Source organism: Paenibacillus sp. MZ04-78.2 (genome assembly GCF_024213375.1).
Taxonomy (GTDB): Bacteria; Bacillota; Bacilli; order Paenibacillales; family NBRC-103111; genus Paenibacillus_G.
Window position 1 is genome coordinate 1 of sequence record NZ_JANAVJ010000030.1, and the last position, 20,429, is coordinate 20,429.

17 protein-coding genes are annotated in these 20,429 nt (G+C 51.9%); all 17 read right to left on the bottom strand.

What is annotated here, in order from left to right:
• Positions 1-33: 33 nt before the first annotated feature.
• Entirely contained in the window at positions 34-2,394 is a 2,361-nt protein-coding gene (locus NLX71_RS18595) for a hypothetical protein (protein WP_254365296.1), read from the bottom strand.
• 234 nt (positions 2,395-2,628) lie between these two features.
• Positions 2,629-3,747: an MraY family glycosyltransferase gene (locus NLX71_RS18600; protein WP_254365297.1), complete on the bottom strand. Its 1,119-nt coding sequence runs from the start codon at positions 3,745-3,747 to the stop codon at positions 2,629-2,631.
• A gap of 217 nt (positions 3,748-3,964) precedes the next feature.
• Positions 3,965-5,095: a polysaccharide pyruvyl transferase CsaB gene (gene csaB, locus NLX71_RS18605; protein WP_254365298.1), complete on the bottom strand. Its 1,131-nt coding sequence runs from the start codon at positions 5,093-5,095 to the stop codon at positions 3,965-3,967.
• Positions 5,071-7,116 (bottom strand): DUF5693 family protein, encoded by a 2,046-nt coding sequence (locus NLX71_RS18610; protein WP_254365299.1) that lies wholly within the window; start codon positions 7,114-7,116, stop codon positions 5,071-5,073. Before NLX71_RS18610 ends, csaB begins: the two co-directional genes overlap by 25 nt.
• Positions 7,117-7,149: 33 nt before the next feature.
• Positions 7,150-8,862: a phospho-sugar mutase gene (locus NLX71_RS18615; RefSeq protein ID WP_375377942.1), complete on the bottom strand. Its 1,713-nt coding sequence runs from the start codon at positions 8,860-8,862 to the stop codon at positions 7,150-7,152.
• Between the two features lie 35 nt (positions 8,863-8,897).
• Positions 8,898-9,338 carry a 3-hydroxyacyl-ACP dehydratase FabZ gene (gene fabZ, locus NLX71_RS18620; protein ID WP_254365301.1) on the bottom strand — a complete coding sequence of 147 codons (441 nt, stop codon included), beginning with the start codon at positions 9,336-9,338 and terminating at the stop codon, positions 8,898-8,900.
• A 170-nt stretch (positions 9,339-9,508) separates the two neighbouring features.
• Positions 9,509-10,030: a CDP-alcohol phosphatidyltransferase family protein gene (locus NLX71_RS18625; protein WP_254365302.1), complete on the bottom strand. Its 522-nt coding sequence runs from the start codon at positions 10,028-10,030 to the stop codon at positions 9,509-9,511.
• Positions 10,031-10,159: 129 nt separating this feature from the next.
• Positions 10,160-10,408 carry a DNA-directed RNA polymerase subunit beta gene (locus NLX71_RS26875; protein WP_309248968.1) on the bottom strand — a complete coding sequence of 83 codons (249 nt, stop codon included), beginning with the start codon at positions 10,406-10,408 and terminating at the stop codon, positions 10,160-10,162.
• The gene (locus NLX71_RS18630) at positions 10,401-11,276 is read right to left on the bottom strand and encodes a flagellar hook-basal body protein (protein ID WP_254365303.1); all 876 of its coding nucleotides are present in this window, start codon (positions 11,274-11,276) and stop codon (positions 10,401-10,403) included. Before NLX71_RS18630 ends, NLX71_RS26875 begins: the two co-directional genes overlap by 8 nt.
• A gap of 52 nt (positions 11,277-11,328) precedes the next feature.
• A complete protein-coding gene (locus tag NLX71_RS18635) occupies positions 11,329-12,222 on the bottom strand; it encodes a flagellar hook-basal body protein (RefSeq protein WP_254365304.1) in 894 nt (297 codons plus the stop codon).
• Positions 12,223-12,237: 15 nt separating this feature from the next.
• The gene (gene mreB, locus NLX71_RS18640) at positions 12,238-13,236 is read right to left on the bottom strand and encodes a rod shape-determining protein (RefSeq protein WP_254365305.1); all 999 of its coding nucleotides are present in this window, start codon (positions 13,234-13,236) and stop codon (positions 12,238-12,240) included.
• Positions 13,237-13,516: 280 nt separating this feature from the next.
• A complete protein-coding gene (gene spoIIID / locus NLX71_RS18645) occupies positions 13,517-13,804 on the bottom strand; it encodes a sporulation transcriptional regulator SpoIIID (protein ID WP_254365306.1) in 288 nt (95 codons plus the stop codon).
• Between the two features lie 172 nt (positions 13,805-13,976).
• The gene (locus tag NLX71_RS18650) at positions 13,977-14,708 is read right to left on the bottom strand and encodes a M23 family metallopeptidase (RefSeq protein ID WP_254365307.1); all 732 of its coding nucleotides are present in this window, start codon (positions 14,706-14,708) and stop codon (positions 13,977-13,979) included.
• 43 nt (positions 14,709-14,751) lie between these two features.
• Entirely contained in the window at positions 14,752-15,831 is a 1,080-nt protein-coding gene (gene spoIID / locus NLX71_RS18655; RefSeq protein WP_254365308.1) for a stage II sporulation protein D, read from the bottom strand.
• Positions 15,832-16,001: 170 nt separating this feature from the next.
• Positions 16,002-17,327: a UDP-N-acetylglucosamine 1-carboxyvinyltransferase gene (murA, locus tag NLX71_RS18660; RefSeq protein WP_254365352.1), complete on the bottom strand. Its 1,326-nt coding sequence runs from the start codon at positions 17,325-17,327 to the stop codon at positions 16,002-16,004.
• A 145-nt stretch (positions 17,328-17,472) separates the two neighbouring features.
• Positions 17,473-17,724: a DUF1146 family protein gene (locus NLX71_RS18665; protein WP_254365309.1), complete on the bottom strand. Its 252-nt coding sequence runs from the start codon at positions 17,722-17,724 to the stop codon at positions 17,473-17,475.
• Positions 17,725-17,799: 75 nt separating this feature from the next.
• Positions 17,800-20,319 (bottom strand): S8 family serine peptidase, encoded by a 2,520-nt coding sequence (locus NLX71_RS18670; RefSeq protein ID WP_254365310.1) that lies wholly within the window; start codon positions 20,317-20,319, stop codon positions 17,800-17,802.
• Between the last annotated feature and the right edge of the window lie 110 nt (positions 20,320-20,429).

The following is a 20,429-nucleotide window of genomic DNA, read 5'->3' on the forward strand; positions in this document are numbered from 1 at the left end:
GCCGTAAAGACTAAGTTCGACGCGGCACCATTTTCATCCTTCTGATGGTGCCGCGCCAGCGGCATGGATGTCTATTTTGATGTCTACAAAGTTGCCGTTGATTGTAGCCACGTCATCTTTGCCGCTCTTGATAAGAACCGGCTCGATAACACGGTAAGGTACCGGTTCCCGGGAAATCGTGATGCTCCGCGTTTCGGTGATTCCCGTTTTGTTGGAAATCATAAATTCGAAGATGACATCTCCGGTAAATGGAAGAGGAATGCTAGCCGTATTAATGGCTCCCGTCCCGACGCTATTCAGATAGTTTTGCTGGCCGTTGGCCGGAGTAGCAGGATAATTCCATGTATTCGTGCTGTTCCGGGCATCGAAAGTAACAGCCGGGTTGCCCTGAGCGTCTTTTTTGCGAACAGTCATTTTAATACTATCCGCATTCACGAAGTTGCCTACGAAAGATACGCTGTTTGCATTTGTCGCGTATTTATCCGGCGTTTGTGCCTTGGTGAACTTCTCCAGCGGACTTGGCAAGATATCTCCTACAAAGCCGGGAGTCGGCAAAGTAAATTTAAAGATTTCATACTGTACGGTCGTTACAACCGTACCGTTCAAGCGCAGGTTGATCTTTACCGTGTTGCGTCCTTCGTTGAGCAGAACCTTTTTATCGTCTGTCGGTGTCCATCTGCTGCTGGCCGTGTTTACATCTAACATAAAGGTGGATGTAGCCTTTGGATCACGGAAGTCGCCAGCAACCAGCTTGGTCACATGGCCATTCACCGACACTTCTACATTGGCATACTCGGATGCCGGTAGGTTCATGATTTTAGCCTGTAAGCAAGGGGTACCGCCTGTACCTGGAGTACAATAAGGCGTCTCCAATGCAGCGTTTTTGATAACCATATTGTTATAGAAGTTAACCGGAATGATATACGGCGTACTTGTGATAACTAATGGGAAGTCCAGCTTGCCGTTCGTCATACCGCTTGGTATTACAGACATCACGGCTCTTCCATCACGAATGCTGGTAACTTGCACTTTCCATTTTTGTTGAGCGCCATCAGGCCCAACATAAGTGGCAGCAATACCAGTAGCGTCTCCACCGATGTGAGCCTTAACGCTACCCGCCGGAGCTACACCGGTCGTATAAATATAGAACGTGGATGGCAATTCGCTAATTTCGTTATCGCCATTTTCATTGAGGGCCACTTCAACCGGTTGATTCGTTGCCGGGTCTGTGCCAAGATCCCTGGTTACTTTAGTTACATAAGGTGCAGCCGGATCGAAATAATTGAACGTAAACGTCTGTTGCGGGGCTTGACCTACCAAGCCGCTGCCTGTATAGAACGTCACGATAAGCGTCTGATTCCGATTCGTCGGAAAAGTCAACGGAATAGAACCCAAGTTAAATACTTTATAAGTCGAGGTCGACTCTGCCGGGATTTCGGCAAGCGGCGCCGGTGTGGTTCCCGAGAAATATACCCGTTGGGTTGCCGGGCTCCCGCCTACTACGGTGATATCTGCGTACACATACTGCGTAACCGTAGAAGAGCCCGGGGCCAGATCGACCTTCATTTTACCCGTAAGGTTAGCCGTCGTTTGATTCAATTGCGGAAACGGATCATTAATCAGTTTCTGTGGACTGGTTCCCGTATTTAGTGCGCCATCAAACAAAAACGGTTTACCGTTGTTGAAAATGAATTTTTTAGTCGTGTTGTACGTATTCGTGTTGTTGCTGGCGACAATTTTAAAAATGTTGTCCCCGGCTTGCATGTTGAAATCCGTATTACGGTTCGGAATAAACGTAAAGTCGCCATTATTGCTACGGAACGCTGTGATCGGATTGGCTTGGCCGAGCAAGTAACCTTGAATCGTCGTCGCGTTCGGCGATTTACCAGTAATCACGTACGCCGTTTGCATCGGGTCCTTCGGATACATTTGACCGTCATCGATCAGCATGTCGTTAAACTTCAGGTCCGTAATGTTCGTTGTCGGCGTAAACGTCAGGTAGGCAGGCTGGGAAGAAATCTTGGAGACGTCTCCCATCGTAAACGTAATTTTGTTCGTACCTGCGGACAGCTTGACGCTGTTGAAAGTCACTTCATACGGGCCAGTCTTCATGCCCTTGTTGGATTTGTTTTCCACCGGACTTCCGGGGCTAGTCGTCACGTTTTCAATCTCATAATAAATAGAAGAGATCTGAGCATCGTCGATATTATCGATTTCGACGGAAATATTAACCGTCTCGCTGGTGACCGGAGTCGGGCTTGCCGCTGTCGTACTGTATCCTTTGACTTTCATCAGCGAACCGCCCGCCGCCATCGCGGAGAACGGTACGATCATCGACACCAGCAGGGCAACGATGATCGCGAAGCTGATGGCACGATTGGTGAGTCGTTTCAAGAGAAGTTCCTCCTTATGAAATAGAAATGTAGGCAAATTAACGATTCAAAGCAATCCGGTTAAAACCAAGCTCCCCCGCCTGAAACCGGCAAAGATTTGACACCATTCGCCAAAAAAATAGTTGTACTTTACATATCGGCCGAATGGCATCGTTTTTTTAGAGAAATTTGCAAGAGGCGCAACAAAAAATCCCAAACCGATTAAGGTCTGGGATTTTCCAGCGATACAAAATCATCATTTTGACATCCGGGAACGGGCACTAAGCCGCATCGTTTTCACACGGATTTTATTTAAAAACCGAAGCACTGGCTTTTTCGTTTTGCTGACGATGCCGATCGCTTCCGCGCCTAGTACCAGCACAAAGAGCAGAATGGCAATCAAAAGCACGGCGCCCCATAGCGCGTCCTGCCCCGACATGAAGGAAAGCAACACGGCGGAAGAGCCGAAAAACACGGCGATACCGTATATAATAAGCACCGTTGTCCGGTGGCTGAAGCCAAGTTGAAGCAAGCAGTGATGCAAGTGGCTTTTATCTGCAACCGAGATCGGCAAGTTATTAACCCACCGGCGAATAATGGCGAAGAACGTATCGGACAACGGGACCCCTAAGATCATGACGGGTACCAGCAAGGATATGACGGTCGCCTGCTTAAATCCGAGCACGGATAGCGTAGCCAGACAAAACCCGAGGAACAGAGCTCCTGAGTCGCCCATAAAAATTTTGGCCGGATGAAAATTGTAGAACAAAAATCCGGCGATCGAGCCAAGCAGTAAGACACACAGCAGTGCAACGGTAACGTTCCCCATCATCAGGGCCAATACCAGAATCGTCGTCGTTGCAATCCCCGATACCCCGGCGGACAAACCGTCCAATCCGTCAATCAGGTTAATGGCGTTGGTCACACCTACGATCCAGAAGATCGTTAGCGGAACGGCAAGCCAGGTTAAGGAAACGGCCCCGTCGCCAAAGGGCAGGTTAACCAGATCGATCACAGCCCCGGAATAGACCACCACACTAGCAGCCAAAATTTGACCGAGCAATTTGATTTTGGGTGATAAGTCGAACCGATCGTCCAGTGCACCGATCAATACAACGATCGCCCCACCTACCAGAAGTCCGAAAACAACGTCCGTATTTAATGTATTTCTAGCAGGCGAAACAACGAAATAAGCTGCGATGAATGCAATAAAAATTGCCAACCCACCGAGTCGCGGCATGACCCGGCTATGTACTTTGCGATGATTCGGCGCATCCACGGCACCAACCCAAAAAGCAAAGCGTTTTACGAGCGGTGTCATCAGCAATGCGATCAGTAAAGCAGCAACAAAGCCGATACCATATAACAAGTTCATGTGTGTGTTCACAGCCCCTTTTTTCTATGACAAAACCCCAAACACTTCAAATTATACCTTGACGGCTTCTGAAATACCATCATGAATTTAGGCAATTTGGGCGGCTTTCAGGTTGTTTTCATAGATATTTTCAGGTTTCCGCGCATTTTCCTCTTTACGATTCACTTTCACTGCGAATTGCGGCAAAACAAGCACATTTTTATTGCATAGCGTAGCCTTATTCATTCCCTTTATGTTGACTAGCAAAATAAAAAGCGATTCGTTCCGCTGGGCGCCCGGCTTCGACTTTCAGCCGCTCAATGGTCGGCTTTTTCTCCAATTTCCATGCTTCCACGCCGTTCCACATCCGCAAGGTCTCTTCGGCCAGCACGTTCGCATCAGGCTTCTGGGTACTGCAAGCGGCTTTGATCCCGAGCCGGTTCAAAAATTGATCGATCTTCGGATCGTACGATAATCCAACCATAGGAACGAATTGACCAGCCGCATAAATCAAGGAGTGAAGACGCATTCCAACCAACACTTGGCAAGAAGCAACCTCTGCCAGCATTTCCTGCGGATGGTCAATCGGAGGCGTTATGCTCATCCGCTCTTTGTAGAGTTCCCCCATAAGTTCCATCACATACAAGGAAGCTTGTTCGTCCGATGGCAAATGAAACGGCAGGAAACGAATGTGCGCATCGGATTTCTCCAATACTAGCTTAAGCGCATCGGCAACAGCCTTTAACTCCGAGCGGTCTTCGTTCCAGAATCGAACGGAAACGCCAATAACAGCCTTCGTATTAAGCGTATTGCTTTGGGGGGAGCGTTGTTCGCGAAGCGATAACCCCATTACCGGGTCCGGCACCACTTCAACCCGGTCTGCAGGAACACCCATTCGTCCCAGCAGTGCTTTCGATTCGTCATCTCTGACCGAAATAAAAGCGCATCGATTGAAGGCAGAGCGAATCCATCCGTAGAAAAACGGTCGATGTACCGGACCGATGCCTTGCGAATAAATAAATACGGGCCTTCGAAGCCATTGAGCCATCCGGATAATGGCAATGTAGTACGGGATCGTCTTCGTCCCCGTTTCATCCTGCAGCAGACTGCCGCCTCCGCTTATAAGTCCGTCGGCTCCGCGCAGCGTCCGCCATACTTCGGCAGGGCGCATCCGGTGAGCGGCTTCAACGCCGTAGGTTCGAGCCGTCTCCTCCGGGTTTATGGACAGAACGACAGGGACGAATGTTACGCCCTGTCGTTCTCCTTGTTCTTTCAAAGCCAGCAGAATCGATTGCAGCACGGCCTCGTCGCCGCTATTATGGAATCCGTAGTAACCGGACAATACTATTCGCTTAACCGGGGTACCCAACGCTTCCAACTCCTTGCAATAAATTCCCAGACCACAATCAATACGGCTCCAATCAACAGGCCGAAAGCCAAACCGTAGACGACGCGAATCGACGAAATGACGAGCGGGGTATGAAGATGCGCGAACGTATCTACGACCGAAGCTTGACCAATTACGCCGATCAGAACAAGCAAAAGCGCTTTGCGGTACTTATAGCACAAGTACGCTCCCAGCAGGAACAAAGGATGGGAGATCAAAAACTCCTTCGTCCGCGGCCGAACACCGAGCGTATTTTCCAGGAAGGATCGGAAATAGCGCTCTAATGACGATGCCTGTCCCTCGTTGCCGGTACGCGAAATGTAGAAAACGCCTGCTGCCGCAATGACTACGGCAACAATGACCCATATAACACGAATATTCGCGTGAAGGAAGCCTTGAATTCGCGACATTTTATCCCGGGACGAAGTATCATCGCTGAACAACAGCCAGTACAGAACCGTTAGTACGATCGGAGCGGCATGCAGGATGCCAACGCCGCGGAATTGTTCTAGAACCAGAGAATATGTGATTTGGTTCAGCAAGCCTACGATAAACAAAGCACCCATTAAGGAAAGAAGGGTTGTCCGCAGAAGCAGAGCGATCGTAAACAACCATTTGTTGTCATCCCCGCGGTTTAGCTTATTCCGCGCCGACCGGATCGCAATCATGATGGCGAGAGTCGGCGCGCAGGTACCTGCGCCAAGCGCCAGCGCTTGTGAAAATAAGCTGTTGCTCAAGACAAACAGCCCCGCAGAGCCAACCAAACCGAACAAAAAGACAGCTAGCGCAAGCTCAGGCACGAAATAAGCGATCGTCAGCGCAATCAAAGCGATGGCTCCAATCGACAACAGTGCCTTGGCGACCGGCTGCCAGCCTGAATGCACCGGCACAAACGCCGTGGCCGGCCCGCTTTGATAGCCTACCTTATGAATCTGAGAAATGGCCCCGTCCGGCCCCTTCACCGTCAAATAGATCGAATCGAGCGGGTGTAATATTTTCCCTTTTTCGGTACTCTTAACCGCTTTGGCATGCAGGAAAATCATCCGGATGTTGCGGTCCTTCACCGCCAGCAAAAACCGGTCGGCATAATCTTGAATACGGCCCTTCAGCTCCTCGGGAGTAATGTTCTCCATCAGCTTCTGGGAGTCGGATTCCGTAAGCGGGTGAAGACGAACCACGTTGTAATCGATCTTCTTCGCGATGTTGTTGAAGCCGCGCGGCGGCGTCTTCTGGTATAAGGCTTCGGTCGAAGCCAAACCAATTTGGTGCTTTTTCATAAGCCCAGCCATCAAGTCGAGATTGTGCAAATCTTTATCACTTACGAAACCGGGCACGGTTTCGCCATCGATAATCATTCGCTTAACCCCAAGATTGTGCAGTCTTCCCAGCAGCTCATCTATGCGGGCCTCATTGAAGGCTCGGCGGTTGGATAGCCGGATAACAATCGTATACCCTTTTTCCTTAAGCAGCTGCAAGGTGATCGGGTCCGGGTCCATCGTTTTCAAAAGCGCATCTTCCATCGCCATCTCAATGATCATGCCCGGCTGATTTTTGTAGCTCCACGCTCTTGTTTTGACATTCAACTCGGCAAACGCTTTTTGAATTATCGGCTGAAGTTGCTGCTCGGATTCTTTTTCAGCAAACAAAAGATACGTAAAGTTTTCATTAGGCGAAATGGGCGTCTGGGTCAAAGCGGACGCTTCATACGATTTAAACAGCTCGATACGACGGCCCAGCTTCAGCTCGTTAAGAGTCGCTTCATAGACAGCCATGGACTGAATGCCATGCTGCTTCATCTCGTCCAACTGCCCCAGTACGAATTGGCGGGGGTCCGTTTGCAAATCGGATATTTCCAGCAAATTGCGGTAATCGAAGACGAACTCGACCTTTCGTCCCGTTTTCTGCTCCGTCTCATTCCGCTCAAACGCTACGGGGATGGAAGCCAGCATCCCAAGGATAACCAGCCACCACAACCATTTAAGCGATCGTTGGTTCCATTTCATGTACGTTCCCTTCAACACGGCCCACTCCCAAAGTTAGTTGTGATTGTCCACGCGGGACATAATAGTCTGCACCAGTTGTTCGATCGCTTCGGAAGCGGCCTGCGCGGAGATGCCTCGAACGGCAAAGTATACTTTGATCTTCGGCTCCGTGCCTGATGGGCGGAGGCAAAACCAAGAATCGTCTTCAAGCGTATATTTAAGGACGTTTTCCGACGGAAGTCCGTACAATCCTTGAGAGAAGTCCTCAACCTTAACGACCCGCAATCCGTTAAGCTTTTCCGGCGGGGCGCTGCGCCAATCGCTCATGATGCTTTGAATCTTCTCGACGCCATCCTTACCTTTGAGCGTGCGCGATTCGAGCTTTTCCAGAAAGTAGCCGTGACGCGCATACAGCTCCTGCAGGACATCGTACAAGGTTTTGCCTTGGCTTTTGTAATAAGCTGCGGCTTCGCAAATCAGCATCGATGCGATCACCGCATCCTTGTCGCGCGCATAGTTGCCGGCGAGATATCCGTAGCTTTCTTCGTAGCCGAACAAAAACTCGGCTTCGCCGGTCCGCTCGAACTGTGTCATTTTTTCGCCGATATATTTGAAGCCCGTCAGCGTGTTCAATACTTTAGCCCCATAATGCTTGGCAATGACCGCACCCATCTCGCTAGTGACGATTGTTTTGATCACGACTCCGTTGGCCGGAAGCTCGCCGCGCTCTTTGCGGCTGCTGAGCAGATAATCGACCATAATCGCGCCAGACTGATTGCCCGTCAGCACGAAATATTCGCCGTTGGCATCTTTTACGACCGCACCCATCCGGTCGCAATCCGGGTCTGTTCCGATAATGATGTCGGCGTTCGTTTTCTTGGCTTCGTTAATCGCCAAAGCGAATGCTTCCCGTTCCTCCGGGTTCGGCGACTTGACTGTGGAGAAGTTGGCGTCCGGCTGCTCCTGCTCGGCAACCACCTGCACCTGATCGAAGCCGATGCCGGCTAATGCTGCGCGAACGGATAAATTGCCCGCTCCATGCAGCGGTGTGAACACGATGCGGAAGTTATCGCTCGTCCGCTTCACCAGCTCCGGGTTGCGGCTGATGGCCGTGACCGCGCGAATGTATTCGGCATCCACCGCCTCGCCGATCCATTGCAGCAATCCGGCGCTTTCGGCCTTTGCACGCGACTTTCTTTTTACGTCGGCAAACGACTGCACTTTGCGGATCTCAGCGATGACTTGCTCGGCTTGCTCCGGAACAAGCTGTCCGCCATCGTTTCCGTATACTTTGTATCCATTATATTCGGGCGGATTGTGGCTCGCCGTGATAACAATGCCGGCGTCGGCCTTCAAATACCGGACGGCAAACGAGAGCTCCGGCGTCGGACGAAGCGATTCGAACACATGCGTTTTAATTCCGTTGCCTGCCAGCACCTTAGCGGCTTCAAGCGCAAATTCGGGCGACTGGTTCCGGGAATCATAGGCAATGACCGCGGAAAGCGATGTTTTGCCGGAAGCAAGCATGAACTGCGCGAGCCCTTGGGTGGCACGGGCTACGGTATAAGCATTGATCCGGTTCGTGCCGGCCCCAATGACGCCGCGCAGGCCCCCGGTTCCAAATTCCAGATCGCGGTAAAATCGATCCTCGATTTCATTGGGGTCCCCTGCAATTTGTCGAAGCTCTTCTTTGGTGCCCTCGTCAATTGCCGGATCCTTCAACCAAAGCTCATATTGCTCCTGTACATGCTTCCCCGTATTCATCATCCCATCTCCTCTACCCGGATTTTTATATATTTATGTCAATTATGATCGGTGTTCTCCTGAATCGCGAACATGATTTCGCCTTCCGCGACGACTTTATCTTCGACTTTGGCCGTTGCCTGCCCTTTGCCGATGATACCTTTCGATCGCGTAATCATGACCTCTAGCCTTAACGTATCTCCCGGCTTCACTTGGCCGCGGAACCGAAAATTGTCGACTCCTACAAGCAACCCGATTTTCCCACGGTTTGCTTCCAGTTGCAATAGGGCTACAGCACCGACCTGCGCAAGAGCTTCGACAATTAACACTCCCGGCATAACAGGAAACCCTGGAAAATGTCCCTGGAAAAATGGTTCGTTGATCGTTACGTTTTTAATACCTACGGCTTTCACGCCCGTTTCAACTTCTACGATGCGGTCTACCAACAAAAACGGGTAACGGTGCGGAATAATCTTTTGAATTTGAGCGGCATCTAACAAGGCAGATGCTCCTTTCCTGGTGTGAGTATAAAAACGCGCGGTTCAACTTACAATACAAATGTCCCTTCATGAGCTGCAGCAGTGAAGGTTGATATAAGGGGGCTTATGTTCGGGATTTGCCGATAAGGTGAATCCGGGCATGAGCTCTTTTTATTTCGAAAAGGGGTCCCTTATGAATGTAGGCCACGTTTGTTCAGCAGCTTGAACTGAAGAATATAAATAATAGAGGTGACAAACGATACGGCGATAACAAACCATAAATACGCATGAGCGTACGGGAGTTCGAAAACAATCAACAGAATGGCAACATAATACAAGACGGTCGTCAATTTACCCATCGCATTCGCCGGAACGGTCTTTTTGCCCCGTAAGTGAAAAATAGCTGATCCTACGATCATGCCCACATCCCGTAAAAACATGGCTCCTGCAGCCTGCCATGAAATCATCTGGGAGAAAACCAGCGACAAGATGACGGTGATCATCATCAGCTTGTCCGCGAGCGGGTCTAACATGCTGCCGAGCTCGGTGACCATATTTCGTTTCCGTGCGATGTAGCCGTCCAGTACGTCGGTAAGCCCTGCAATAAGCAGGACGAAAAAGGCGCTTTTAGTATATCCTGCTCCAAATACCACGAGGTAGACGGGAATCAGAACAAAGCGGCATGCGGTCAGTACATTGGGCAAGTTCCACACGAAATAGCGTCCCCCTCTGAGCCGCTTAAGTTATCGTCGCAGCTCGATTCTCTCTCTATAACGCTTCCCATCCATACATTATACCTTTACGGGGAAAAAAATAAAACTCCCTTACCCGGGAGTTTATCACTACGTATCGGCAAAGATCAAATCGTACGCATGGCGCCACGTATTTAAATTGAAAACCTCTTGGAAATCTTGTTTTCCTATATAAACGTACCCGATCGCAAGCCCTACTAAAAGCGCCACTATGCAAGTGAACGGAATCCACGTCCACAACGTAAAAACCGCTTTTTTCCATCTTTTCGATTCTGCGGGCGCCTTCTTTCGGTTATCGCTCAAGTTCCCTACCTCGCTTTGCGTAATGCCGTTAGCCACGCAAGTTGTTGGCCAAGTTCATCATTTGATCGGACGATGCGACTGCGCGGGAGTTCAATTGAAACGCCCTCTGAACCATGATGAGTTCGGTCATTTCGTCTGCAAGACTGACGTTCGACTGTTCCAAAAAGCCCTGATGCACCGTAATCGGGTCTACGTTGTTGTTCCCCGCTGTTACGGGCTCCAAAATATCGTCCCGCTGCTGTGCCGTAATATCGGAAGGCAATCCGAACACATTATCGCCTAGCTGCTGCAGGAGCTGAGGGCGAACCACGCGCACCATTTTGATTTGCCCGACCGTAACCGCCTCCTCATTAGGGTCCGCTTCATCATAGGCGAGAATCGTCCCATCCGCCTGAACTTGTACCTGATGATTGTTCGGTACGCGAAGCGGGGTGTTATCGGCACTCATGACGTAATGACCGTCTTTCGTAGTCAAAATTAAGCCGTTAGGGTTCTGAGGATCGCCCGAAGGCGACAGCTGGAATGAACCGTCTCGCGTCCAGCGGGTCTCTCTAACCGGATTACCCGCTGCATCCAGAGAAGGGGTTGTTATTTCGAACAGGCCGGCTCCTTCAATTGCCACGTCAAGCGGGTTGTTCGTTGGCTGCAGTGAGCCTTGAGTCATATTCAATTGGGGTGCAACAAGCTTGGCGCCCCACCCTTGATTGTAGCCGAGCGGCGTGAGCCGGCCTTCCTTTTGAAAACCGCGGGGCTGCTGCTTCACATTGGTCAACACGTCTTGAAACGAGGCTTCCCGGCGCTTATAGCCCGTATTGTTGACGTTGGCCATATTATTCGCTAGCAGATCGAGCTTTTGCTGAAGCGCATGCATCGAAACGGATGAATTGATCATCGAATGATTCACGTAAACTCCTCCTGTAAGGGTGAATCTCAGCTGGACGAGCTATAACGGGGGATTAGACGCGCCCGATTTCGTTGGCTGCTTTCTCCATGCTTTTATCGTAGTACTGAATCATCTTCTGGTTGGCTTCATAAGCCCGTGCAGCCGACATCATATCGACCATGGACTGGCCGGGATCGACATTGGAGCGTTCGATATAACCTTGCCTCACCTCAATCTGGTCTTGAGCGTCAATCGGCCGGAACGCGCCTTGGTCCTGTGTATTTAAGCGGTATAGTCCGTTGCCCTCGCGAACCAACTGGTTGGGATCCTCCACCCGGGTAATGAGCAGATTCGAAGCTTGTCCGTTCCCATTTAATATCGGCTGACCGTCCGCATTTGTGAACTGTCCTGTCTGGGTCATACGGAAATTTGTGACGGGTGCCCCCCCCTCCATCAGCACGATAGGTTGTCCATCGCGACCTAGCACCGAATGGCCTTCGGAATCGATCAACCGTCCGTTCGCATCCAGCGAAAAATTGCCGTTCAAGGAATAGCGCTGTTCGCCGGCTGCGTTCAGGATCGTAAAGAAAGCTTGGGGCTGAATCACCCGCTGTCCGTTCTGATCCACGTACTTGCCTGAACTGTCAAAGCGGGCGCCCGGCACCTGAATATTCGAAATTAAGGCGAAGTTAAAAGGGTTCTTCGTTTCCTGAATATCGCCTTGCACATGCAGAAAAACGTTCTCCTCCGCCATAACCCCCGTATTAATCCGGCCGACAGGCACCGAGCCCGGTTCGTCCTTGCCGCTGCGTACACGGGAAATCAGAACTTCCGGGAACGACCGGTTAATTCCGTTGCCGCTTTTAAAGCCGGGGGTGTTGAGGTTGGCAATATTATTGGTAACGATGTCGTGCTTGCGCTGCTGTGCGATCATGCCGGAAGCGGCGGTATACAGGCCTCTTAACATCGAATGGTTACCCTCCTAAAATTTGCGCTTGGTTACTTTATCCAGGTTGTCCAACATAATACCGGTTCCTTTCACAACGCAGTGCATCGGATCTTCTGCAATCAGGATGGGCACCTTAAGCTCGTCCGCCAGCAATTGATCGATGCCGTGCAGCATCGCACCGCCACCGGTCAAAATAACGCCGCGGTCGATAATATCGGCCGACAGCTCCGGAGGCGTGCGCTCCAACACACTCTTGGCCGCTGTCACGATGGACGATACCGACTCCCACAGCGCTTCTTGAATTTCCTGCGAATTGATGGTCACCGTTAACGGCAGTCCGCTCACCATATCTCTGCCGCGGATATCCATCGTCTCGCGTTTTCCGTCCGGATGCACCGTCCCGATGCGGACTTTAATATCCTCACTCGTTCGTTCGCCGATCAAGAGCTTATACTTGCTTTTAATATATTTCATAATGGCAGAGTCGAACTTGTCCCCTGCGATTTTAATAGAAGAGGAGGTCACGATGTCACCCATGGACAATACGGCCACATCTGTCGTACCTCCGCCGATATCTACGACCATGTTGCCGCTCGGTTGGAAAATATCCATTCCAGCGCCGATGGCCGCAGCCTTAGGCTCTTCTTCCAAAAACACTTCGCGCGCCCCGCTCCGTTCGGCCGCTTCCCGAATGGCCTTCTGCTCTACCGACGTGATGTTCGTCGGAGCACAGATTAAAATACGGGGATGACTGTACCAGTTCTTCCCGCCGACTTTATTGATAAAATACTTCAGCATCATTTCCGTTATTTCAAAGTCGGCTATAACACCGTCCCTCAGCGGACGGATCGCCACAATATTACCGGGCGTCCGGCCAACCATGCGGCGAGCTTCTTCGCCCACGGCCAGCACTCGCTTTATGTCGCTTTCGATGGCGACGACGGACGGCTCATCCAGAACTACGCCCCGACCTTTCACATGAATGAGGACGTTCGCAGTCCCGAGATCTATACCGATATCCTTGCTTAACATTCCTATTGATCCTCCCTAACCAACCGTCCATTCTTATTGTAAAAGAAGCGGCACTTCTATTATATACGTTACTTAGGTAAATTCGCCATGTATTTCAAAATTCCTCTTTTTCTTCAACGATTTTTCGACAAATATCGCTTCGTTTCCGGCCGGTTCGGGAGAAGGGGCGTACCGTCAGCGGCGCGGAGGCCCGTTTGCTTCCAAGGGCAATAGGCCTACCTCCGCGTTGGGAAATACAGCTCACGGTACGGCTGGGAACGCGCCGGCAACGGGGCCGGTCTTACTTAACGGTAACGAGCTTCTCTTGCGCCTTCGGGATGCGGGTTTTCCGGTATTTAATCTTGGTGGCTTCTCCCCCGCGCAGGTGACGGATTGACTTATGATATTCCAAAATATGCTTCACCTGATTGGCAAGCTCCGGATTAATCTCCGGCAGACGTTCCGTCAAGTCCTTGTGCACCGTGCTTTTGGAAACGCCGAATTCCTTGGCTATAGTGCGAACCGTATGCTTGGTCTCCACCAGGCAGCGGCCTATCTTAATGGTTCGCTCTTTGATGTAATCGTGCACTCCCCTCGCCTCCCTACTCGAGTTAGTTTGGTACATTATATGAGGGGCCCACGCTTATATTCTTTGTTTCGGAAGGCTGACAAGCCCGCGGCGAACAATTATTTCAAGGACATGCGTTCCGCGAAAACAAAAAGGCAGAGGAAATGTTCCCCTGCCTGCCGCTCTGCCGATATTAATGATCTCCGAGGTATTGGTCCGGATTAACCGCCGGACCGCCTTGGCCTTGACGCAATTCGAAATGCAAATGGGTGCCTTGATCTTTTTCCAGCTCGTTGCGTCCCGCCTTGGCGATAACGTCCCCCTTCTTCACTTCGGCGTCTTTGGCGACCTTGACTTCGGCCAAGCTTTGATAGACCGAGACAAGCCCGTTGCTGTGCGTAATTTCCACCAAGTTGCCGACGACCGGATCTTTGTGTACCGCCGTGACCTTACCGCCCATAACGGCCAATACGTCAAATACTTGATTGTCGTGTCTTGCGAAGTCCATACCCATATGCGGGGTGAAGGTATCGCCGTATTCAACCATCGCGGCTTGCCGTACTTCGTTCGACGCTTTGTTATCGAAGAAAGGAAGCACGATATCCAGTTCGCTGCGTTCTTTGACCGGCCATTGCATCGTTTCCTGTTTCGCGTTGGTAGCTACCACATCGGTACCCGAGACGTTTCCTGTGACCGTACCGGATTTCGCAGCATCAAGACTGACGTTTTTGTCAGGCTTCGTGATGCTCGACCCTTGGTACCACCACATTAACGTTAAGATGATTGCCGCTGCTGCCATGTACGTTGCCGGAAATACCCACTTCTTGGCGAGCAATCTTTTCCAGGTTGACGATGTGCCGCTTTGGGCTCCTTCGGTAGATTTAGGAGCTTCTTCTCGGACCAAATCTCTTTTTTGTTCACTCATTTGTATATCACCTCGCTAACCATTCTTGCCAGGTTCGCGAGATTTATACGCGGGAAAACCTATTTTGTTGGAAAGTTTTTCCCACCAATAGATTGGAAGCCCGGTCGATGGCTATGCCGGCATAATAGTATTTGACGATATCCTCCGCTTTGCGTCCTTCCATCGCCATCCCGTTGGCGCCCCATTGGCTCATCCCTACGCCATGCCCGTAGCCAAATGTCGTAAACCTCCACTCTCCGCCGCTCCATGACCATTGAAACTGGCTGGAATTCAGTCCGAGCTTCTCTCGAACCTCTCTTCCGGTCAATAGCTTTCCGCCTATAGACAGCTTCTTGATACGGTTTCCTTGGCTCTTCTCGATCACCTTAATGCCGAGAGGGCTTCCGGCCGATACCGGCACGGCGCCGGGCAAACCTAGCTTGCGCTGCAGCTCCTTGGACGTAAAAGCTACCGTCTCTTTATAGCGAGGCGACAGCTTAGCATCCCAAGGACTCGGTACGCTTCGCAAATACGGAACGGTGAAATTCCAGTAGTCTTCCGAATTTTCCGTATACCCGTTGCTGGTAGAAAAAAAGCTCGCTTCAATCGGCTTACCTTGATAGGTTAGCACGAGATCCCTCGTTTCCTCTACCGCCCGTTTCAGCTTGTCTATGCGGGAAAGGAACGCCTCATCGCCCCAACGCTGCCTTAGCTCTTCGTCGGTGACGTAAGCCTGATGGCTGGTCGTATCCGTTACGAGCGCATGGACATCCGGGACATTGCTCTGGTCACCGTCGAGCAGTCTTCGGACGATATAGGTGCGTGCGGCCATCGCTTGGGCTTTGAGCGCTTCCGGCTCGAATTCGATGGGCATCTCCGCCGCAACGACTCCCCGCACATACTGCTCAAGGGCCATTTTCTCCGTTCTCTTCTCCTTTGCCCGGTAAACGGGAATAAGCAGTTCGTCCTGCTGCCGCGCTGCGGACGGCTGCTCTGCAGCGGGCGGCGCAGGTTCCGGCTCCTTTCCGGGCCCCGTGCGTACGAGCAGGCCGGGTACCAGCACGACGATAGCTGTGAAGCTAGCCAGCCAAACGGCCAACCAGCGAATCCAAGATTGTTGCGTCCGGGTCAGCTTGTACTTCATCAACGGGTTCCTCCATCATTTTGTCGGCTCTCAAAAATCAGGCACTGCGGCTGCAGGTAACACCATCTTATGAACCGAAAAGATAGAATAGAACCTCAAAAAGAAAGAGAACCGGCCCTTTCCGAATGAAAGAGTCGGTTCCCGTTCCAAGAGAATAGAAGCCATAAACGTTAAGCGAGGCTTGGCTGCACGGAAAACAGCGGGAGCGTTTGTTCCTCTTCTTCCGTATCGATGATCTCGACAGGAATCCGGCGGATGTTTGCCCCCAGTGCACTGAGCTTCTCGGCAATATTCACATAGCCCCGGTCAATGTGATGAAGGCCGGTAATCTCCGTATCGCCATCGCACGCAAGCGCGGCCAAAACAAGCGCCGCTCCAGCACGCAGGTCAGTCGCGCACACCTTGGCCCCTTGGAGCTTGCTGCCGCCGCTGACGACCGCCGTACGACCTTCCACCTTAATCTGCGCGTTCATGTTCAACATTTGCTCCACATGCATAAAACGGTTCTCAAACACCGTTTCGGTAACCAGGCTGGTCCCATCTGCCAGCAGCAGCAGCGCCATCATCTGCGACTGCATGTCGGTAGGGAAACCGGGGTAAGGCAACGTTTTAAGATCCACCGCACGGAGAGGACGATCCGTATACACCCGGAGGCCGTTCTCATCTTCTTGAATTTGCACGCCCATCTCCTGCATCTTGGAGATGACCGGACGCAAATGGTCGCCGATCGCTCCTTCGATGTACAAGTCGCTGTTCGTGATGGCGGCGGCAATCATATATGTACCCGCTTCAATGCGGTCGGGAATGACCGTATGTACTGCACCGGTGAGCTTCGATACGCCGTCGATGCGGATCATGCCCGTACCCGCTCCGCGGATTTTGGCGCCCATCGCGTTAAGATAGTTCGCCAGATCGACGATCTCCGGCTCCTTGGCGGCGTTCTCAATTAAGGTTGTGCCTTCGGCAAGCGCCGCGGCCATCATAATGTTCTCCGTCGCTCCCACACTGGCGACATCGAGGTACACCTTGGCGCCCTTTAATCGTCCGCTCACCCTCGCTTCGATATACCCTTGGCCGAGCTCGATCTCTGCACCCATCGCTTCGAAGCCTTTCAGATGCTGGTCGATCGGACGCGTACCGATAGCGCACCCTCCAGGCAGCGATATGCGCGCTTTGCCGACACGGGCTAACAGCGGACCCATAACCAGAAACGACGCCCGCATTTTTCTTACCAGATCATAGGAGGCCTCGCACGTAACGATTTTGGATGCATCGATGCGGACCGTTTCATGTTTATATTCAATCTTGATTCCCAGACTTTCAAGCACCTTGTTAATGACAAGGACGTCGTCCAGGGGAGGCGCGTCGTGAATGACGCTGACTCCGTCGGTTCCTAAGATCGAGGCTGCGATGATCGGCAGGACAGCGTTTTTCGCGCCATGTATTTTTACCCTGCCGGATAGCTTTTTGCCGCCGCGGACGATTATTTTGTTCATCATGATCCCCTTCCGCGTAATTTCTGCTTGCGGTTTCATAGTCTTTAGCCGGTCACGATACCATTCGTAGCCCGAGCGGATTTTTTAACGGTTGTACTAACCATTGTTGACAACATTCTCCTCGGTTATTCGAAAAAACGTTTTTTCAGAACATTCCGGAGAACCAAGTCGACCACTCCAAATAGTCGATCACGAAGCGGGCGATTTGATACCCCAGCGCGATCGAGAGCAGGATTTGCAGCATTTTGGCCTGGGCGCTTTTGGGGCGTCTCAGCATCATCTCCAGCTTCAGCTCCTGCAGCGCCCACCAAGAGATACCGATGAATACCAAGACGACCACAATGTTGATCATCCCCTTGAGTCCCATCGACGCGCTCATTTGATCCAAATAATCCATAGAAAAACATTCCCCGCTTTCACGGAAGTGTCCCGCCGATCCGGAAAAAGCCGTATTAGCCGCTTCCGGGATCGGTTATTTCAGAATCCCCATCAGCAGTTGGACGAATTCGGCCCGGGTCGCCTGCTGCTCAGGCCGGAACGAGCCGTCCGCATAGCCGCCGACCAATCCTTCGGCTTTCATCTGCTTGAGCAAACCGGTGCCCCAATACTCTTCATCCACGTCGGTGAACGGAAGGGCGCCACTTCGTTTGCCCGTCATGCTCATGCTGCGTGCCAGCATCGCCGTCATCTCCATGCGAGTGACCGGCTGGTCCGGCGCAAACGTCCGATCTGGATAACCTTCGATAATACCCGCCTGCGTCGCCCGGGCCACATGATCGTAGGACCAATGCGTCTCCGGCAAATCGGAGAAGCTGACCGCTTTTTGCTTCGACAGCCGAAACGCCCGCGAGATAACCGCCGTCGCTTCGGCGCGAGTAATCGGGCGGTTGGGCTGGAACGTATAGTTGTCGTATCCGTCGATGATCTGTTTGCCGGTTAAATTCAAGATCGCATTCTGCGCCCAATGCCCTCGAATATCGGTATAGCCGCCGGCCAGCGGCTTGGCGTTAACGAGCAGTTGATACATGCGGTTATTGAACGGACGGTTTGCAGTCAGCTTCAGATAGTACGTCCCCGGCTTGAAGCGGCCGGACAACTCCTGGGAATCAGCTGAGCCGCTGTTCATCGAGGTCGCCATCGAATTCATCGACCCGTCGTATAAATGCATGTACATGCTCACGTCGGAAGGGATGTCGCTAAGTCCGACCCGAACGAAGCTTTCCTCTTCTACCTTGAACTGGAACCAGTCCACGTCGTCCGACTTATCGAGCAGGCCGTTATACGGAGTATCCATCGAGATAACCGTCGCCTGATAAGAGCGGTTGTTCGGTTCGTTCGGATCGATCAGCTTCGCGTCGTACTCGATCGCGAGCGTATATTCGCCAACAACCGGGTTCGAATAATCCTTCACGTTGGTCACCCGAATGTAGTAGGTGCCGGGAAACACTTCGGGCAAGGTGTACGACTCCGTTGCGCCGTCGTCTCCTTCGTCGATCGTCACCGACTTCTCTCCTTGCTTTTGAACGAGAAGCACCGGGTCAATTCGCGCCGTATCGGTCGTCACATGAATACGCAACGAACCGGTTTGCTGAACCGGGAATTCGTACCAGTCCACATCGTTGTATTGGTGAAACGTCCCCTTGACCTTCACGCTCCGGGAAGGCAGCACGAACGCTTTGAACTGGCGGTCGTTGTCTTCGTACAGATCGCGGTAAATGTCAAAGGAAGTCGTCAGCCCGTAAGGCGTTTCCACTTTACGGTTGCGGTCGCTAAGCTGCAGTTGAAAATAGCTGCGCCCTTTCGTTACCTTGAACGGAACCGTCTGACCCCCTTGCACGGTTTTGGTCGTCAGCGCGCCGGAAGCGTCCGTATGCTGCACGTTCACTGACAAGCTGCTGTCGAGCTCCAGCGTAACATTTACGGTTCCGTCGTAGGAAGCATCCGTGGCAAACCAGTCGTTGTCCGTACCGTCCGAGAAGGATGCGGTAATTTTTTTACTGACGGAGATCGCTTTGGCCTGATCCTTACGGTTGTTCGGCTCGTACATGTCAGTCAAATAAGGCTCATTGAGCAATCGGTCTACCCGAAGCAAGCCGTAGCCGGTTCGCGGATTCCAACCTTTTCCGGATAAATCCTCTGCGGTTTGGCGGATCCATTGACGAATCTGATACGCTTTCATCTGCGGATTCCGCCCCCACAGTAACGCGGCCGCTGCCGCGACTTGCGGCGCTGCCATTGACGTCCCGCCGTTCGCTTTATACGAACCGCCTGCCGCTGTCGTGAACACATCCCAAGGCGCGACGACGTCGACCTCCGGCCCCGTGTTGGACATTTCATTCACCGTACCGTTGGCATTCACCCCGCCAACCGCGAGGACGGTAGGATACGCCGCCGGATATTTGACGCGGTTGCCTTCGTTGCCCGTAGCGGCTACCAGCAGCACGTCTCTTTCCTCCGCGTACCGTACGATATCGTTCATGTAAGCGGAGTATTTATTGAGGCCGAGCGAGAGAACAACAATCTTGGCGCCATGATCGACGGCATAACGAATCCCTTCGCCGAGCTTCTGCTCGCCGCCGGTCCCGTCCGCTTCAAGCGCTTTGATCGGCATGATCCGGGCATTCCACAGCATGCCGGCAACGCCCCGGTCGTTATTTCCCACAGCGCCTATGACACCCGCTACGTTGGTGCCGTGGCCGTTGTTGTCCTCCGGCGGCTGTTTCGGATGAATCAGGTTGACGCCCGGCACCAAATTAGGCTTCAGATCGGGGTGCGCCAAATCCACTCCGGTATCGACGACCGCGATAATCATGCCGCTGTTGCTCTGCGCCACATTCCAGGCTTCATTCATATGAATTTGCTTTAGGTAAGTTTGCTTGGCATAGAACGGATCGTCCGCCTCCAAGGCATAAACCGTACCGTTGCTGATGAGGAGAATCGTGAGGCCTAAGAATGATGAGTATATGGTATGTTTAAGATTTAAGCCGTTCATCGCATTCAGAATCCTTTATCATGATTTTCTTCAGCCTAACCCCATTATCTCATTCTAAGCTTTAAGCCGACGCCCTGCAACTGGAATTGAAAACCTGAACGAAAAGTTTC

Coding starts and splice junctions, on each gene's coding strand:
- NLX71_RS18600 (WP_254365297.1), bottom strand. CDS start 3,747: ATGAACTTGTTATATGGTATCGGCTTTGTTGCTGCTTTACTGATCGCA.
- NLX71_RS18610 (WP_254365299.1), bottom strand. CDS start 7,116: ATGAAATGGAACCAACGATCGCTTAAATGGTTGTGGTGGCTGGTTATC.
- NLX71_RS18615 (WP_375377942.1), bottom strand. CDS start 8,862: ATGATGAATACGGGGAAGCATGTACAGGAGCAATATGAGCTTTGGTTG.
- NLX71_RS18635 (WP_254365304.1), bottom strand. CDS start 12,222: ATGTTAAGAGGCCTGTATACCGCCGCTTCCGGCATGATCGCACAGCAG.
- mreB (WP_254365305.1), bottom strand. CDS start 13,236: ATGTTAAGCAAGGATATCGGTATAGATCTCGGGACTGCGAACGTCCTC.
- NLX71_RS18650 (WP_254365307.1), bottom strand. CDS start 14,708: ATGAGTGAACAAAAAAGAGATTTGGTCCGAGAAGAAGCTCCTAAATCT.
- spoIID (WP_254365308.1), bottom strand. CDS start 15,831: ATGAAGTACAAGCTGACCCGGACGCAACAATCTTGGATTCGCTGGTTG.
- murA (WP_254365352.1), bottom strand. CDS start 17,327: ATGAACAAAATAATCGTCCGCGGCGGCAAAAAGCTATCCGGCAGGGTA.
- NLX71_RS18665 (WP_254365309.1), bottom strand. CDS start 17,724: ATGGATTATTTGGATCAAATGAGCGCGTCGATGGGACTCAAGGGGATG.
- NLX71_RS18670 (WP_254365310.1), bottom strand. CDS start 20,319: ATGAACGGCTTAAATCTTAAACATACCATATACTCATCATTCTTAGGC.